Genomic DNA, 15,957 nt, shown 5'->3' on the forward strand with positions numbered 1-15,957 from the left:
GCAGCGACCGGTCAACATCCGTCTCGACGGCGGTGCCGCCGGACGCTGACCCCGTCGAGAAACTCGTCGGGTTCGGCGTCCTCTCGGCAGACCCCGGAGACGACCCGGCGCTCACTCCCTCGTTCCGGGCCGCGTGGCACGAGACCGCGGAAACCCTCGCGGGCGACCCCGAGGCACTCGACAGGGCGGCCGCGACCGTGACTACGGGCGACCGCCCGCGGATCACAGTGGCTGAGTCGGACGCCGACGGCGTCGTCATGAGGGCCGACGGGTCGTGGGTCGGGCAGTGGCCCTCGCGGACGGCACTCGTCGCCGACCTCGCAACCGAACGGACGCTCGCCGGACCCGCCTGGGACGCGCTCGGTCGCGCGGAGCGGGTCGACCTCGCCGCTCGAATACGCGGACTGGTCGAACAGTGCCCGACCTGCCGCGGGCCGACCCGAGTCTCCGACGAGACGGTCGAGTCGTGCTGTCACACGACCGCTGTTATCGCGGTCTCGTGTGCGGACTGCGGCGACCGCCTCGCCGAGTTCGACCCGTCGCCGTCGCCGTTCGCGCCCGGGTCGTGAACAGAGCGGCTCGAAACGAGCCGGCGAGAGGGGCAAAAGGGATGTCGGAGGACGCGGACAGCACCCGACCGAATCGGCACAATCGGTCTGCTTTCCGCGGAGTTCGCGGTGTCGTCGCCCCCGTCAAGGCCCCAACGCCGCGATATCGGCACCGACCGTCGCCAGTGCGTCGGCGGGGTTCGGGTCGCTATCGGCCAGGTGCGTGTACCGGTGGTTCGGAACCTCCGAGAGCGCCGCAGCGATGGACTCGCTGTACGTCTCGACGCCGGCCTCGGTGGGGTCGTTACCGCCCCAGACATCGCGGATGACGGTCATCGAGTCGATTCGAACGTCCACGCTGTGTGGCTCGTAGCGGGACAGCAGTTCGGACAGGCCGAGTTGGAGGGCGACGTACTCGGCGGTGTTGTTCCCGGTCCGCGAGCCGACGGGGCGACCGAGTCGGGCGAGTTGCGCCTCCTCCGAGTCCATGATGACCGCGCCCGCGCCCGCGGGGCCGGGGTTACCGCGTGAACTGCCGTCAACGTACAGGACGAACGAATCATCGGTCGGCTCAGCGACGGGCGGTTTGGCGAGTTCTGCTGCCGACAGTTCACCGAGCGCGCGTCGCAGCTCTCCCCGTGTCGTCTCGGGGTCGAACAGACCGCCGTAGCCAGGGACGGCGTCGTCGATGGTATCGGTGGCGGTGGCCATCTCGTAACCGACGCCCGCGAGCACCTCGTCGACGAGCGCGGCGAGCGGCGAGAGATGCTCGGCGGGAAGCGGCTCCTCGGTCACGGTTCCGGGGCCTCCGTCTGGTCGCCGGTCCGCGCCCTCACACCTCCGGTCTCGGTTGCGTTCGTCGGCCCGTCGAACAGCTGCATATCCGTTCTCGGTCGTCGAGCGGTATATCCCTTCAGGTGGTTCGCCCACTCGTTCGATGTCGTCTGTGACCGCCACCGGCGGACGTTCGCGGGTATCGAAGCCTGTGCGGCCGACGACGATGCGACAGACGGGGTTCGGATGTCGGCGCGCGGCGGGTGAGGCGCTCGGAGCCACACCCAAAACTATCCGTCTCGTCGTGGAACGAATCAGTCATGAAGCCGTATCCGTCGACGCCTCTCCTCGCAGACGCCCCCGAGGGGTTGCTGTCGAGTGGTCACCTATGGCTCCGCGAGCACGTCGCCGGCCCCCGACTACGATTTCAGATGAAGTCGTCGGGCCGCCTGCTGTTCGGGGACCGGGATTGCGTCTTCGACGACGCGCCGCCGCCGCACGAGTGCGCCGTTCGACACGTTCGAGAGCGATTCGACCGCGACGCGTTTCGCGACGCAGTCGATGAGCCGAGGTCGTACGTCTTCTTCGGCGTCGCACCGTGTCACGTCGGTATTGACTACGACTGGGAGCGAATGCCGCCGTTTCTCGGTCGGGCCATCTGGAACGAGACCGACGAACGACTCGTTCCCATCGACGAGTCCGAGCGAGTGTTCGAACGGCTGGGTCTGACGCCGGTAAACACCTTCCAGAAGGAACTGAACGTCCGTGACTTTCACCCCGACCGGCTCGATATCCCCGAGTCAGCGTGGTACGACGGACCCGCCGCGGGGGTTATCGTCGAGAATAGGCGCGGTGGACGCGCACTCGTCCAGGGGCCCGTCCTCGACGAGGTGGACGACTACGAGCCGATACGAGGAGAGCCGAACGCAATCGCCGCCGACCTCGTAACCGACACGCGGGTCCGCCGAGCCATCGAAGCCGCCGAAGCGGCTCGGAAGTCGCCCACGACCGACGAAGTTCACGCACGCGTGTTCGAGACGGCTGTTCGAGAGGAGTACGGCCGACTCGACCGGGGCCGCGTCGATTGGAAGGCGTTGCGGTCCGCAATCGGGTCGGCCGTCGCCGAGAAACGAAGTACGCTAACCGAGAGATGAGCTATCAGTCGAGAGTTCTGTCTTGACCGAGGAGTCCGGTCTCGACCGAGAACGCACCGAATGTGGGGAGCTAAGCGACGACGGTTCTCAAGCGTCTCCACTGTCAGCGTCGTCGGCGTCGGCCAAGAGCCTGTACTCGATATAGCTATCCAGCTCCGACCGAATGGAACGGGAGGCCCCTGTCGTCACCCGTTCGAAGGTGAGTCCGCTAACCAGCGTCACCAGAAAGCCCGTGACTAGTTCTGGGTCCACGTCTCTGAAATCCCCTGATTCGATGCCGTCTCGTAGTATCTCCCGTATCGTTTCGCGGAAAACGTCTTGGGACTGATTGAAACACGCTCGGAACGCTTCGTCTTGTGCCGCCTGCATCCGCAGTTCCGTCAGTACCGTTTCGTAATCCCGAATCTCTCGTTCGTCAGGTCCGGGGATGACCTGGTCGAGGAGGATTCGAAGTCGGGTTTCTGGGTCTCCGTCGTCAGCGACGGGCATCCCAACCTGTACGACTCGGTTAAGAAGGTAGTCGAGAAGGTCCAAGAGAACGTCGTCTTTTCCATCGTAATGGTAGAAGACCAGCCCTTCTGACTTGGAAAAGTGCTGGCTGATCCGGTCGATCGTCAGGTTGGCATAGCCGTGTTCGGCAAGCGCATCAAACGTCGCTTTCAAAATCTCGGTCTTGGTATCTTCGGGCTCATCGGCAAAAAGAGGGCCCCGTTTGTCCATACTGTTCGATTCCCCCTGCACCCAATTAGTGGTTACTCTCTCTGGACGACTCGGCTCTGTGATTGAATCACCTGCCAACCCTGTCGGGAGTTATCTATCTATAGGCCGGTCGTACCTGTGTTTCGGAGTCGTCTTCTGTCCGCATTGAGGGTGCTACTGGCCGAGACCGACACATTAATCCGTCCGCTCGGGGTTTGACTAAGTACTCAGTAAGTATGACACAGAATATACTTCGGAGCTCACGGTTGTTGACCGTCGCGCTTACGACCGTCCTCGTCATGGGACTGGTTGCCGGCGCGATTCCCGCCGTTGCGACCGCTCAGACATCGCAGTCTGGAAGTGTCGTTGGGAAACCAGATATCACGTTTGCAACTTCGTCCGGAACGCTCTCTGCGGGCACGACTGACGAGCTCGCAATCTCGGTCGTCAACCGCGGTCTGATTGTCGAACACGGTCCATCGCAGTACGAAGAGGAAGTGATGACTGCGAGGGGATTAACGTTCCAAATAGACGACGAAAACGCTCCAATCGACGTCCAAACCAGGCAGGTCTCTCTCGGGAACTTCCCGACTGGAAGCACCGAGAAGACAGTCTCGGTCACTATCCCGGAAGACGCTGAACCGGGAACCTATCAACTTCCGGTCACCTACGCGTATTCGCACACTCGCCAGCTTCGGTATAGCTCCAGCGGAACCACTGAGGGAACCGATTCCACGCGAACGGAGACCGGCACGATAACGATTCGAATCAACGACGACGCCCGGTTCGAAATCATCGAAACAAACGCGACGACCCAAGTCGGTGATGACAACGATATCTCGTTCACACTCAGGAACACCGGCTCGGAAGTTGCGAAAGCCGCGAGTGTGAACGCAGAGTCGAAGAGTAGCTCCTTGACGTTCGAGTCCGGCGACACGTCCTCGACGGCGTCCGTTGGCGACTGGGAGCCGGGCGAAAACCGGACGATTACGTACCGTGCAGCGCTCCAATCCGGCTCCGTCGCGCGCGCATATGCGCTGGACCTCGTGGTCAATTACGACGACAGTGACGGTATCAGTCGTGCGTCTAATCCGATTACGACCACTGTCGAGTCGCTCCCCGAGCAGTCGTTCGCCTTCTCTGACGTCTCCTCGTCGCTCCGAGTGGGCGAAGATGGAGAAGTCGTCGGCACAGTCGAGAACACCGGCCCTCACACGGTTCGAAGCGTGACTATTCGACCGGTTAACGGTTCGGAAACAGTCATTCCGGGTGAGGACTCCACCGCCGTCGGGTCGCTCGCACCGGGCGAATCCAAGTCCTTCCGCCTCCCGATGGAGGTTACGAGTGAGGCGGAGGTCGGTGACAAATTACTCAATGTCGAGGTTCGGTATCGTGACGGCGACGGAGACCAGCGGACCTACGACAAACTCGACCTCCTGACGACTATCGGCCCGGACCGAGACGAGTTCGGACTCGCGGTTTCCGACCGGACGATTACCGTCGGTAAATCGAGGGTCGTCACCGTCGAAGTGACGAACAACCTCAACGAGACGGTCACCGATATCGAAGCGCGTCTATTCGCTGACGACCCCCTCAGCGCCGCTGGTTCGGACACGAGCTACATCGAGTCCTTAGAGCCCGGTGAGTCCGCGACGCTGGCGTTCGAAGTGACGGCGTCGTCGGCGGCGACGGCGGGAAGCACGTACCCCATCTCGTTCGACTTCCGCTACACGGATAGTGACGGCAGCACGCACCTCACGGACACGTTCAGGAAACCGCTGGATGCCGTTCAGCCCCAGAACAGCGGCGTGTCGCCGATGACGCTCATCTTAGGGTTGGGGGTGGTTGTCGCAGGCGGTGTCGCAGTCGTCTACTGGAGGCGGAAGTAATGTCACTGGCTGAGAGGATTGAAACGGCGACCGAACGCCTCAACACGACAATCGTGGACCGCCCACGCGTAGTCGTCGTCGCCTTTTTGCTGCTCACGGGTGTGTTCATCGGCGGGTTAGGGTCTGTGCAGATGAGCGCTGGCGGACTCGACGCGTTCACGGATGACTTACCCGAACAGAAAACCCTCGATGAGGTCGAACAGAACTTCGAGCAGCCGTTCCAGACGGATGCTCAGACGACGACGCAACTCATTCGGACGAAGAGCAACGTTCTGACTCGGGAGGCGCTCGTCCGCGACGCTCGCCTGCTCGAACGCGTTGCCGAACACGATGAGTACCGGATGGAATCGGCTCGTGGCCCGGCTCCGATCATTGCGCAGCATCTCAATCCGTCGGCGACGACACCGGCAGACTACCGGCGAACGCTCGAACGGGCGACTCCGTCCGAAATCAGACAGGCCGTTCGCGAACTCGACGACTCGTCCCGACTGTCCGGAGTGGTCTCGAACGATTTCAATCCGACCAGCGTCTCCGCGTCTGCCTCGATTACGACGATTTCGCATGACTTCCCGGGGAGCTTCGGTGACGACGACCTGACTGCTGTCCAGACGGACCTCCAAGCGATTGCTGACGACACGCCGGGCGACGTTCGTGCGTTCGGGTCGGGGACGACCGAAACAGAGATTTCGCAGTCCGTACAGGACTCGCTTCTGATCGTGATGCCCGTCGTAATCCTGTTGTTACTCTTCTTCTTGGTGGTCGCGTATCGCGACCCCATCGACGTGCTGTTGGGACTTGTCGCACTCGTGATGACGATTATCTGGACGTTCGGATTCCTCGGCTATTCGGGGATTCCGTTTAGCCAGCAGATGATTTCGGTCCCGGTGTTACTGCTTGCGGTCGGTGTCGACTTCGGCATCCACATTATCAACCGCTACCGAGAAGAGACCGAACGCGGGTTCGAAGCGGTCGAAGCGATGCGAGAAGCGAACACCCAACTCCTCATCGCGTTCGTCATCGTCACCGTGACGGCGGTGTTCGGATTCGGCGCAAACGTCATCTCCGACCTGACGCCGATTCGGAATCTGGGTATCGCCTCGGCGGTCGGGATTATCTTCACGTTCCTCATCTTCGGGCTGTTTTTACCCGCCACCAAGTTGGTGTGCGACAATGTGCGCACGCGGCTCGGAGTCCCGGAGTTCAACACCGCTCCGATCGCGTCAGAAGAATCGGCCCTCGGACGAGTGTTAGCGTTCCCTGCGCGGGTGAGCCAACACGCCCCGGCAGTGATCGTCTTGGTGTTGCTGCTATCGAGTAGTTTGATGGGCGCGTACGGGGCTGGCGTCGGCACCTCGTTCGAAAACGAGGACTTCCTGCCGCCCGAGGAGCTTCCGGCCTACGTCACAGGGCTACCTGAGCCGTTCAGCCCGGGGGAGTACACGATTACGTCAACCATCAACTTGCTCGATGATAAATTTGGGAGCAGCCAGGGGAGCACGGTGAAAATATACGCCCGAGGGAACTTCAAGGAAGACCACGCGCTCGAAGCCCTCGCAGCTCCGAACGACAATCCCCCGGAGTCGTTTGCAGTTGGACCCGGTGGGCAGGCAGAGGCCCGGAACATCGTGACGGTCATTCAATCCCACGCGGAGCGAGACGAAGAGTTCGCTGCCTTAGTCGCCCGGAACGACCAGAACGATAACGGGATTCCCGACCGGAACCTCGAACGAATTTACGACGAACTGTTCGCTTCCTCAGCGAGTGGGCGGGCCGAACAGTATCTCACTGAGGATTACCGGTCCGCACTGGTCGAATATCAGACTGACTCTGATGCGTCACAGACGGAAGTGACAACTGGTGGGGAAGAAATGGCAGATGAGTTCCACTTTAAAGCAACGTCTACGGGAGATGTCGTCGTCCGCGCAGCGGTGATGGACCGTATCTTCCAGTCTGCGATTCAGGGACTCGTCCTCGCGGTCGTCCTGACCGCCGTGTTCCTCGTGGCGATATACGGTGTCCTGGAGCGGAAACCGCTGCTCGGCGTGGTCAACGTCTTCCCGATACTGATTGCAATCGCGTTCTTGCTCGGGACGATGCGGTATCTGGATATCACGCTGAACGCGCTGACCGCGACGATTCTCTCCATCTCGGTCGGGGTCGGCATCGCCTATTCGGTGCACACGACCCACCGCTTCATCGACGAGTTCGACGCGACGACGGGCGCGCACGAAGCGATGATGATTACGCTGACTGGAACGGGAGGCGCGTTGTTCGGCAGTATGCTGACGACCGCGTTGGGGACCGGTTCGCTCGCGCTCGCAATCACGCCGATTCTCGGAAACTTCGGCGTCCTCATCGGCCTGAGCGTCACGTATTCGTTCTTGGCAGCGGTAATCGCACTCCCGCCCGCAGTGTTGCTCTGGGAACGCATACGGCAATGGGACCTCGACCCGTTGGCGCGACTCCGCCCGGCGACACGATAGGGAGTGGTCCGCCGATTCCGGACGGCGACGGAATCGGCCGAGTGGGTGTGGGTTCGGTGCCCTTCCTGCTCGCCGTGTTCGGACACGCCGCCTTCGTACTGCGACAAGGGTTGTGACGCCGTGAGTCACGCGGTGGCGCTCGGCGGGGAGAACTCAGGGAAGAAGCGAGAGCAAATCGATGAGCGTCTGTTTCACCCGCTCGTTCGAGACCGCGTAGCCGACCGCGAACATCAGACTGACCACGCACCCGACCGCGACCGATGCGAGGACACCCGAGTCGGACGGGCCGAACACGTAGGCTACCCCCGCCGCGACGATGCCACTCAGCGCGACGAACAGCCAACTTCGCCGTGGCGTCAGCCGACTTGCCTCCATGTCGACTATCCTATCGGTTGTCACGAAGAAAACTGTTGTCACCTGCGCGGTCGACGCGGAGCCGGACCCTCGCCGTCTCGCGAGTCCCGCCGACTCGCGGCCGGCCAGTCGTCAACGCTCTCGATTTCCGAGTCCAGTGACACCGATGTCACCTGCTTTCGGTCACGTCGCCGAGAAGGTATATAGATTCGACGCGTAGGTGCGCACGTAATGAAAGTCGGCTCCGAGACGAAGCTCTACAAGGCGGAGCGAACCGACGTCTCCCAGAATCAGGGGAAGTTCCGGACCTACTTCAACTTCCCCGGTCGCGCCCTCCCGGACCACGCGGACCACGGCTACGGCCCGCTCGCGACCATCGTCGAGTCGTTCATGGACCCCGACACCCACATCGCGATGCATCCCCACCGCGACGAAGAAATCATCTCGTGGGTGCCCGCCGGCGTGATGCGCCACGGCGACCAAGACGGCAACGACCTCGTCACCGACGCCGACCACCTGATGGTGATGAACGCGGGCGAGACGTTCTGGCACGAGGAGTTCACCCGCGCGGACGACCCGCCGCTCCGGATGCTCCAGATGTTCGTCCGACCCCACAGCCTCGGGCTGGAGCCGAACATCCAACACGAACCCATCGACGCCCCCGTCGAGGGCGAGTGGCGACACCTGTTCGGCCCCGAGGGCTCCGACGTGCCGCTTTTCGTCCGCAACCAAGTGGACCTGTTCGACCTCCGACTCGACGCCGGGTCGAGCGCCGACCTCCCCGAAATCGAGGGCCGCGACGCGTACTTCTACGTGTTCGACGGCGCGGTCGAGGCCGCCGGCACGCGCTTCGGGAAGACCGAAAGCGGCCTGCTCGTCGACGACGCCGGCCTGACGCTCACCGCCGACGAGGACGCCACCGTCGTCGCCTTCCTGGTCGACCCCGACGCGCCCGTCACACGACAGGGAACCATCGGTCGCTGACCGCGGCCCGACGCGCCGACCCGTCCCCGCCGCGAAGCGCCGCCACCCAACACACTCTCCAACACCCCGCCCAACTCGATGCTCACAGACACCGTCGGAATCCACCACGTCACGGGAATCGTCCGCGACGCGCAGGCGAACGTCGACTTCTACGCGACGACGCTCGGTCTGCGCCTCGTCAAGCAGACGGTGAACTTCAACGAGAAGTTCACGCGTCACCTGTTTTACGGCGACGAGACCGGCTCGCCCGGGACGGCCCTGACGTTCTTCCCGTACCCCGCCGAGGAGCCGGGTCGCCCCGGAACGCCGCAGATTCGGACCGTGTCGCTCGTGATACCCCCCGACGCCGTCGACTACTGGGCCGACCGCCTCACCGACCGCGGCGTCGAAGTCGACGGCCCGTTCGAGCGGTTCGACGAGACCGTTCTTCGGATTTCGGACCCCGACGGCACCGACCTCGAACTCGTCACCGGCGAGTCGTCGGTCGAACCCTGGGATGACGGTCCGGTCCCCGCCGAGCGCGCGATTCGCGGCATCCACGGCGTCACGCTCCACTCGACGAACCCCTTCGTGACCGCAAGCGTGCTCGACACGCTCGGGTTCGACCTCGTGGCGCAGGAGGGCGACCGCGTCCGCTACCGAGCGCCGGGCGACCGGGCGACCGTCGTGGACCTCCTCGACCGGGACGGGGAGTTCGGCCGCGAGGGCGCGGGGAGCATCCACCACGTCGCGGTCCGCGTCGAGGACGAGGCCCAGTTGTACGAGTGGCACGACCTGTTCCGCGAGCGCGGCTACGACGTGTCGCGGGTGAAAGACAGACACGTGTTCCAGTCGCTGTACGTCCGCGAACCGGGCGGTATCCTGTTCGAACTCGCGACCGACGGTCCCGGTCTGACGTTCGATGTCGACCCGGAGACGCTCGGGGAGTCGCTGTACCTCCCGCCGTGGCTGGAGGAGGACCGAGAGATGATACAGAACCAACTGCGCCCGCTGGACCTGCCGGCTGGCGTTGGACCCAGTAGCGACGGCGGGTCGAACTGATGGCTCCCCGTCCGACCACGCCCCGGTCCGCAACCGACCCCCACGAGGGACAGGAGATTGCGACGGCCGGCGCGCCGCCGCAGGTCGCCGACGCGGCCGTTATCATGCTCCACGGCCGCGGGTCGAAAGCGCGGCACGTCCTCACGCTCGTCGACGAGTTCCTCCACCGGGGCGTGATGTACCTCGCGCCGCAGGCCGCCGGGAGTTCGTGGTATCCCGCCCCGGCCGCCAGTCCCATCGAGCGAAACGAGCCGTGGCTCACCTCCGCGCTCGGCCGGGTGTCGGCCGCGCTCGATATCGCCACCGACACCGGGGTTCCCCCCGAGCGCGTCGTCTTTTTCGGGTTCTCGCAGGGCGCGTGCCTCGCCGCCGAGTTCGCGCTTCGGAACCCCCGCCGGTACGGCGGCCTCGTCGCGCTCTCGGGAAGCCTCCTCGGCCCCGACCTCGGGAGCCGGCCCGCCGGCGACGACGGCAATGGCGACCACGACAATCACGGCAGCGACGCCGACCTCGGCGGCACGCCGGTTTTCTTCGGAAGCGGCCGCGACGACCCCCGCGTCGAGACCGACCGCGTCGAGGCGTCGGCCCGCGTCTTCGCGGAACTCGGCGCCGACGCGACGAGTCGGCTGTACGAGGGACTGGGCCACGCCATCAACGACGACGAAATCCGGGTCATCGACTCGTTCATCGAGCGACTCGACTGACGCGCGATGCGGTCGTTTTCAGAGTTACGGGGCGATAGCCGCGCGGCTACGCGGTGGTCGTGCCGTCGAAGAAAAACGGGGCGGAGGGAGCGAGAAAACGTGGTCGGCCGGACCGACCGGGCCGACCGGGATCGCCGATTAGACCTCGTCGATGAGGGAGCCGAAGACGGACTCGGCGTCGGCGGGCACGTCGAAGTCGTGGTAGTGCTCGCCTTTCTCCTTCGAGAGGATGTTGAGGGCGGCGGCCGCGCCGTCGCCGGCGGAGATGACGGCCTGCCACTCCTCGGCGCGGACCATCGCGCCCGTGGCGTAGGCGTCCTCGACGCTCGTCTCCATCGTCACGTCCACGTCGACGAGGTCGTCGTCGAACGCGCAGCCGAGGGACTCCGCGAGGTCACGGTTCGCACCCGTGGCGAGCACGACGTAGTCGGCCTCGTACTCGTCGTCGTCGGTCGCGACGACGAACCCGTCGTCGCTCTCGCTCACGTCGGTGACTTCCTCGCCTTGGTGGCGCTCCGCGTCGAAGTGGTCGACCTGCGTGCGGAGCGTCTCCATGTAGTTCGAGCCGTCGATGGAGCCGATTCCGGGATAGTTGAACAGGTGCGCCTTGTGCATCCACGTTTGGTCGGTGTCGAAGACCGTCGTGGAGAGTCCGTTCTTCGCGGCGAAGAGGGCGGTTGTCAGACCAGCGGGACCGCCGCCGATGACGATTACGTCTGCCATGTTCCATGCACTAGCGTACTCGATAAAGAAACCCGGTAAAGCGGACATTTTGTATTCCTCTCGATTACCAGCGACCGTGTGGCACGACGCTTGGCGCGCCCTGAGACACCCCCGACGCAGTCGGTTCCGGATTCCCCTCACTCTTAATGTCCCGGTTCGTGTGCCTCGTCTATGGACCGCGACCGACTCCTCGCCGCCGCCCCGCTTCTCGCGGCGAGCATCTGGGGCGGGATGTACGTCGTCAGCAAGTGGGGGTTCCGGTCGATACCGCCGCTGACGCTCGCGTTCCTCAGAATCGCACTCGGTGCGGGCGTCCTCTACATCGCCGTGCGGGCGACCACGCCCGCACGGTCGTTCGACCGAAGCGAGTGGCGACGGTTCGCGGCACTCGCCGTCTGGCTGACCGCGGCGCTTTCGACCCAGTTCGTGGGAACCGATTTGACGAACGCGAGTCAGGGCTCGTTGCTGACCGTGTTGACTCCGGTGTTCATGCTCGTACTGGGGGTAACAGCGCTCGGCGAGCATCTCACGCGCCGGAAATCGCTCGGGACGGCGCTCGCAACGGTCGGGACGCTCGTCGTCCTCTCGGGGCAGTACGACGCGGCCGCGCTCGCCGGCGGGAGCGTCTCGGGCGTCGCGTTACTCCTGTTTTCGTCGCTCTGTTTCGCCGCGTTTTCCGTGTTCGCAAAGCCGCTCATCCGGCGGTACTCGGCGCTCGAAACCGCGACGTACGCAACGGTGCTGTCGGTACCGCTGTTCGGCGCGTTGGTCCCGGTGGAGTTCTATCTCGACCCGGCGGCGTTCGGTTCGATTTCGCCCTCGCTTCCGGTCGTGGGCGCGGTGCTCTACCTCGGCCTCTTGAGCACCGCGGCCGCGTGGTACTGCTGGTACAAAGGAATGGAGTACGCGGACGCGAGCGCCGTCGGCGTCTTCTTCTTCGCTCAGCCGGTCGTCGGCATCCTGCTCGGGGCCGTCTTCCTGCGCGAACCGGTCGGCCTCGAACTCCTCGGCGGGGGCGCTGTTCTCGCTGTCGGAGTCCTTCTCGTGAACACGGACTGACGGGGCGTCGTCGCGTCGGCCGAGCCCGGAGCCGGCCGATGTGACGGCGTTCGCCGGCTACTCTTCCAGTTGCGACTCGGCGAACGAGACGGCGAAGTGGTCGCGCATCTCGCGGCGAAGCATCTCGCTCATCACCTCGTAGACGACCGGTTGCGGGTACTTCTCCAGCAGCGCGGCGAGTTCGACGGCGCAGTCGGACTTCAGGGCGGCGAATTCGGCGGTCCACGGTGGGTTGCTCATTACCCGCACAACCTCTCCCGCGTAGTTATGAATTTTGATTGAAACAAACGGAGACAATCGACGGCCTCTGTCGCGTCACTCACCGAAAAATGTGCCGTGCGTTCGGGAGGGTGCCGGTTTGGCGGGGCGAACTCGCCTCGCCGGATGCCCTCGGTCGGGCACCCTCTCACGGTAACCTGTGGTCGCGCGGGAAGCGCGTGGTTCGGCTGCGCTACGCTGCGTTACTCGAAGAGTTCGACGGCCTGCTCGTAGCGAGCGGCGGGTTCGTCCCAGTCGACGACCTCGAAGAACGCGGAGACGAAGTCGCCGCGGGCCGGGCCGTAGTCGTGGTAGTACGAGTGCTCCCAGACGTCCAGCGCGAGGATGGGATGGCTACCCCAGAGCGCGCCCTGGTCGTGCTTGTCGACGACGACGTTCCGAAGCTGGTTCGAGAACGAGTCGTACACCAGAAGCGCCCAGCCGCCGGCCGCGCCGGCCGCCGCTTCGAATTCACCCTTCCACGCCTCGTAGGAACCGAAGTCCTCCGCGATGCGCTCTGCGAGCGCACCCTCGGGCTCGTCGCCGCCTTCCGGCGACATGTTCTGCCAGAACAGGTCGTGCAGAATGTGTCCCGAGCCGTTGTGGGTGACGTTGCGGAGCGCGCCGGCGGACGAGCCGAACTCGCCTGCTTCGCGGTTCTCGGCGAGGGTCTCCTCGGCCGCGTTCCAGCCGTTGACGTAGCCCTGGTGGTGGGTGTCGTGATGCCACGTCAGCACCTGCTCGGAGATGTGCGGTTCGAGGGCGTCGTACTCGTACGGAAGCGGGTCGAGTTCGTAGTCTGACATTGGTGTTCGCAGTTAGACCGAGGGACCGAACACACATGTACTTTCGCTGAACGCGATTTACGTAGTGAGTTTGATATGTATGGGTGCAAACACTCTCGGGCGCTCGCTCACGCCTCGGAACCAACTCTGGCGTCGTCGAGTTCGGCCTGTACTTCCCCCCACGACACCGGCGGTTCGAACGCGGCCAGCGTCTCTTCGAACGACTCGATTCGCGCCCCGTACTCGTCGGTCCACGACGGTCGGGCGAGTCCGTCGAGGCGCTCGCGGAGGCGCTGTACGCGGGCGCCGTGTTCGTCGAGGTCGGCGGCGGCCTCGTCGAGACCGTCAGTCGCCGCGTCCGACTCGGGAGCCAACTCCCGCAAGTCGTCGAGTTCGGCCCGTACGTCCTCGACCAACAGGGCGGAGACGCGGGCGCGGAGCGCGGCGTTGCACCACTCGGTCGCGCGGTCGTCGTCAGCGCCCTCGGCGGCGTCGGCGCTGTCTTCGGAACTCTCCGCGTTGGCGACGGCCTCAACCCGGCCGGCGAGTCCGTCGAGCGACTGTTCGAGGGCCGCCAAATCGCCGTCGAGTCCGCGCACGCGAACGTCGTGGTTCGAGAGCCATCGCTCGAACTCCTCGACGTCGAGTTGTATGTCGTCCGCGTGCGCGGTGAGCGCCTGCGCTTCGGACGCGACCTCGCGGAGTCCGAGCACGATGTCGTAGACGGACCGAGGGTCGTCGCGCCAGTCGGTGAGTCCCTGTAACTCCTCGCCGAGCGATTCGACCCGTTCGGTCGCGTTCGTAACCTTCGCTTCGAACACGTCGAGACGGGACCGGACGGCACCGACGGCCGCGTCGTCGCCGGCGGCCTCGCGGGCGTCGTCGAGGTCGATAGACGCGAGTTCGACGCGCGTCTCCGCGGTCGACAGAATCATCGACGTGTCCGTGGCCGCCGAATCGACGCCGTCGGCCGTCACCGCGCCGTCTTCGGTCACGTGACTGAGGACCGCCCGAACGGTGTCGGGGTCCCGGGACTCGTCCGCGTCCACGACGCGGTCGGCTGCGTCAGATTTAGACAGACCGATGATACGTTCGGAGCCTGTGGTTCCGTCCTGCTGAGCCATCGTCCGTACGTATCTCGTCGCCCGTTATATTTTCTGTCGTCTCGATTACGTTCGGGTATATAGTTCTACGTACTGATGTGTGCGCTAATATCGAACTATTTCGCCTCTTAGTGTTACGGTGAACTCTGATAGAACTAAACCGGTATTATAAACGCATTTTATTTAAAACCGGGTCAGTCCACGTGATGGCGCAAGATTCCAAGAAGTTGGCAGGCAGCGTATCACGTCGGCAGTTCCTCGTCGCGTCGAGCGCGGCGGGCGTCGCGGGGCTCGCCGGTTGTTCGGGGCAGTCGAACCCCGAGGCCGACGCGCCGGCGACCGAAGAAGAAGAGACGGACGCTCCGGAGACCACGACCTCGACCCCCGAGGAGACGACCGAATCGAGCGCGCCGCAGATGCTCACCGCCGAGGGCTCCTCGACGGTGTATCCCATCGCGAACAAGGGGAGTTCCTACTGGAACTCCAACGCGCCGCCGAGCGACGGCGAGTACTGGGGTTCGACCGACGAGGCGACCGTCCCCGGCTGGGACGAGATTGAGACTGACCTTCGTCTGGCCGACTACTTCGCGAGCCTCTACGGCTTCGAGCCGACCGATACGCAGGCGAACCCGCCGTTCGCCACCAGCATCGGCCTGAGCCACTCCGGAACCGGCTGCAAGTCCGTCCGCGACGGCCTCGTCGACATCGGCAACTCCTCCGGCCCCATCACGGCCGAACTCGGCATCAGCGAGTCTAAGGCCGAGGAGAACTACGTGGACCACGTCGTCGGCCGCGACGGTCAGCCGGTCGTCGTGAGCAAGGATATCTACGACGCAGGCGTCACCCAGCTCACCGGCGATGAAGTCAAGCAGATCTACCAAGACGAGATCACGAACTGGAGCGAAGTCGGTGGCCCCGACCAGGAAATCTACGTGGTCGGCCGCGCGGAGGGCTCCGGAACGGACACCTCGTTCCGCCTCAACATGCTCGGGAGCGCCGACGCCTCGATGGAGGGCGTCGACACCCGTAAGGGGCAGAACCAGCAGGTTGCGACGGTCGTCCAGCAGAACTCGGGCGCCATCGCATACATGGCTCTCGCCTTCACCGGCCCGCAGGTCCTACCCATCGGTATCGAATTCGAGGGCACGCTCTACGAGCCCGACAAGGACGCCGAACACACCATCTTCGACAGCGACTACCCGCTGAACCGCGACCTCCACCAGTACACGACCATCACGGAGGACACGCCGAGCGGGACGGACATGCGCGAGGCCGCCTTCATCAACATGTTCCTCACGACGTTCGGTCAGAAGCTCTTCGTCGAGGACAACAACTACATCCCGCTTCCGACGAAGGACATCGAGTCCCAGAAGAGCAAGCTTCCGAGCCAAGCGTAACG

The 15,957-nt window shown here is 64.2% G+C and carries 16 protein-coding genes; 9 read left to right on the plus strand and 7 right to left on the minus strand.

The window, feature by feature from the left end; all coding sequences use genetic code 11:
* Window positions 1–32: 32 nt before the first annotated feature.
* On the plus strand, window positions 33–569 hold the full coding sequence (locus tag HVO_RS03895; protein ID WP_004040816.1) for a hypothetical protein: 537 nt from the start codon (window positions 33–35) through the stop codon (window positions 567–569).
* 123 nt (window positions 570–692) lie between these two features.
* Here the strand turns inward: HVO_RS03895 and HVO_RS03900 are convergent, their stop codons facing one another.
* Window positions 693–1,343 (minus strand): ribonuclease HI family protein, encoded by a 651-nt coding sequence (locus tag HVO_RS03900; protein ID WP_004040817.1) that lies wholly within the window; start codon window positions 1,341–1,343, stop codon window positions 693–695.
* Between the two features lie 410 nt (window positions 1,344–1,753).
* Here HVO_RS03900 and HVO_RS03905 point away from each other — a divergent pair, with 410 nt between their 5' ends.
* Window positions 1,754–2,476 (plus strand): hypothetical protein, encoded by a 723-nt coding sequence (locus HVO_RS03905; protein ID WP_004040818.1) that lies wholly within the window; start codon window positions 1,754–1,756, stop codon window positions 2,474–2,476.
* Between the two features lie 87 nt (window positions 2,477–2,563).
* On the opposite strand, the gene HVO_RS03910 is transcribed toward HVO_RS03905, so the two are convergent.
* Window positions 2,564–3,196, minus strand: coding sequence for a TetR/AcrR family transcriptional regulator (locus HVO_RS03910; protein ID WP_004040819.1), 633 nt, complete (start codon window positions 3,194–3,196; stop codon window positions 2,564–2,566).
* Between the two features lie 479 nt (window positions 3,197–3,675).
* On the opposite strand from HVO_RS03910, the gene HVO_RS03915 reads away from it, so the two are divergent.
* Complete coding sequence (locus HVO_RS03915; protein WP_004040820.1) at window positions 3,676–5,064, plus strand: COG1361 S-layer family protein; 1,389 nt, start codon at window positions 3,676–3,678, stop codon at window positions 5,062–5,064.
* On the plus strand, window positions 5,064–7,547 hold the full coding sequence (locus HVO_RS03920; protein ID WP_004040821.1) for an efflux RND transporter permease subunit: 2,484 nt from the start codon (window positions 5,064–5,066) through the stop codon (window positions 7,545–7,547). The genes HVO_RS03915 and HVO_RS03920 overlap by 1 nt, the downstream gene beginning before the upstream one ends.
* A gap of 153 nt (window positions 7,548–7,700) precedes the next feature.
* Here HVO_RS03920 and HVO_RS03925 read toward each other — a convergent pair whose 3' ends face one another.
* Window positions 7,701–7,922, minus strand: a complete 222-nt coding sequence (locus HVO_RS03925; protein ID WP_004040822.1) for a hypothetical protein — start codon at window positions 7,920–7,922, stop codon at window positions 7,701–7,703.
* 210 nt (window positions 7,923–8,132) lie between these two features.
* Between HVO_RS03925 and HVO_RS03930 the strand changes: the two genes are divergently transcribed.
* The 3 genes from HVO_RS03930 (at window position 8,133) to HVO_RS03940 (ending at window position 10,630) form a co-directional block, all read left to right on the plus strand.
* A complete protein-coding gene (locus HVO_RS03930) occupies window positions 8,133–8,885 on the plus strand; it encodes a pirin family protein (RefSeq protein WP_004040823.1) in 753 nt (250 codons plus the stop codon).
* 78 nt (window positions 8,886–8,963) lie between these two features.
* On the plus strand, window positions 8,964–9,926 hold the full coding sequence (locus HVO_RS03935; protein WP_004040824.1) for a ring-cleaving dioxygenase: 963 nt from the start codon (window positions 8,964–8,966) through the stop codon (window positions 9,924–9,926).
* Window positions 9,926–10,630, plus strand: coding sequence for an alpha/beta hydrolase (locus HVO_RS03940; protein WP_004040825.1), 705 nt, complete (start codon window positions 9,926–9,928; stop codon window positions 10,628–10,630). The genes HVO_RS03935 and HVO_RS03940 overlap by 1 nt, the downstream gene beginning before the upstream one ends.
* A 138-nt stretch (window positions 10,631–10,768) precedes the next feature.
* On the opposite strand, the gene HVO_RS03945 is transcribed toward HVO_RS03940, so the two are convergent.
* Window positions 10,769–11,353, minus strand: a complete 585-nt coding sequence (locus HVO_RS03945; protein ID WP_004040826.1) for an NAD(P)/FAD-dependent oxidoreductase — start codon at window positions 11,351–11,353, stop codon at window positions 10,769–10,771.
* A 171-nt stretch (window positions 11,354–11,524) separates the two neighbouring features.
* Here HVO_RS03945 and HVO_RS03950 point away from each other — a divergent pair, with 171 nt between their 5' ends.
* Window positions 11,525–12,412 carry a DMT family transporter gene (locus HVO_RS03950; RefSeq protein WP_004040827.1) on the plus strand — a complete coding sequence of 296 codons (888 nt, stop codon included), beginning with the start codon at window positions 11,525–11,527 and terminating at the stop codon, window positions 12,410–12,412.
* A gap of 57 nt (window positions 12,413–12,469) precedes the next feature.
* Here the strand turns inward: HVO_RS03950 and HVO_RS03955 are convergent, their stop codons facing one another.
* The 3 genes from HVO_RS03955 to HVO_RS03965 form a co-directional block, all read right to left on the minus strand.
* The gene (locus tag HVO_RS03955) at window positions 12,470–12,652 is read right to left on the minus strand and encodes a hypothetical protein (protein WP_004040828.1); all 183 of its coding nucleotides are present in this window, start codon (window positions 12,650–12,652) and stop codon (window positions 12,470–12,472) included.
* 221 nt (window positions 12,653–12,873) lie between these two features.
* Window positions 12,874–13,476, minus strand: coding sequence for a superoxide dismutase (sod, locus tag HVO_RS03960; RefSeq protein ID WP_013035130.1), 603 nt, complete (start codon window positions 13,474–13,476; stop codon window positions 12,874–12,876).
* A gap of 107 nt (window positions 13,477–13,583) precedes the next feature.
* Entirely contained in the window at window positions 13,584–14,579 is a 996-nt protein-coding gene (locus tag HVO_RS03965; RefSeq protein ID WP_004040831.1) for a hypothetical protein, read from the minus strand.
* A 185-nt stretch (window positions 14,580–14,764) separates the two neighbouring features.
* On the opposite strand from HVO_RS03965, the gene HVO_RS03970 reads away from it, so the two are divergent.
* Window positions 14,765–15,955 carry a substrate-binding domain-containing protein gene (locus HVO_RS03970; RefSeq protein WP_004040832.1) on the plus strand — a complete coding sequence of 397 codons (1,191 nt, stop codon included), beginning with the start codon at window positions 14,765–14,767 and terminating at the stop codon, window positions 15,953–15,955.
* Window positions 15,956–15,957 lie beyond the last annotated feature (2 nt).

Source organism: Haloferax volcanii DS2 (assembly GCF_000025685.1).
Classification (GTDB): Archaea; Halobacteriota; Halobacteria; order Halobacteriales; family Haloferacaceae; genus Haloferax; species Haloferax volcanii.

Coding starts and splice junctions, on each gene's coding strand:
- HVO_RS03905 (WP_004040818.1), top strand. CDS start 1,754: ATGAAGTCGTCGGGCCGCCTGCTGTTCGGGGACCGGGATTGCGTCTTC.
- HVO_RS03910 (WP_004040819.1), bottom strand. CDS start 3,196: ATGGACAAACGGGGCCCTCTTTTTGCCGATGAGCCCGAAGATACCAAG.
- HVO_RS03915 (WP_004040820.1), top strand. CDS start 3,676: ATGACTGCGAGGGGATTAACGTTCCAAATAGACGACGAAAACGCTCCA.
- HVO_RS03920 (WP_004040821.1), top strand. CDS start 5,064: ATGTCACTGGCTGAGAGGATTGAAACGGCGACCGAACGCCTCAACACG.
- HVO_RS03925 (WP_004040822.1), bottom strand. CDS start 7,922: ATGGAGGCAAGTCGGCTGACGCCACGGCGAAGTTGGCTGTTCGTCGCG.
- HVO_RS03930 (WP_004040823.1), top strand. CDS start 8,133: ATGAAAGTCGGCTCCGAGACGAAGCTCTACAAGGCGGAGCGAACCGAC.
- HVO_RS03935 (WP_004040824.1), top strand. CDS start 8,964: ATGCTCACAGACACCGTCGGAATCCACCACGTCACGGGAATCGTCCGC.
- HVO_RS03940 (WP_004040825.1), top strand. CDS start 9,926: ATGGCTCCCCGTCCGACCACGCCCCGGTCCGCAACCGACCCCCACGAG.
- HVO_RS03945 (WP_004040826.1), bottom strand. CDS start 11,353: ATGGCAGACGTAATCGTCATCGGCGGCGGTCCCGCTGGTCTGACAACC.
- HVO_RS03950 (WP_004040827.1), top strand. CDS start 11,525: ATGGACCGCGACCGACTCCTCGCCGCCGCCCCGCTTCTCGCGGCGAGC.
- HVO_RS03955 (WP_004040828.1), bottom strand. CDS start 12,652: ATGAGCAACCCACCGTGGACCGCCGAATTCGCCGCCCTGAAGTCCGAC.
- sod (WP_013035130.1), bottom strand. CDS start 13,476: ATGTCAGACTACGAACTCGACCCGCTTCCGTACGAGTACGACGCCCTC.
- HVO_RS03965 (WP_004040831.1), bottom strand. CDS start 14,579: ATGGCTCAGCAGGACGGAACCACAGGCTCCGAACGTATCATCGGTCTG.
- HVO_RS03970 (WP_004040832.1), top strand. CDS start 14,765: ATGGCGCAAGATTCCAAGAAGTTGGCAGGCAGCGTATCACGTCGGCAG.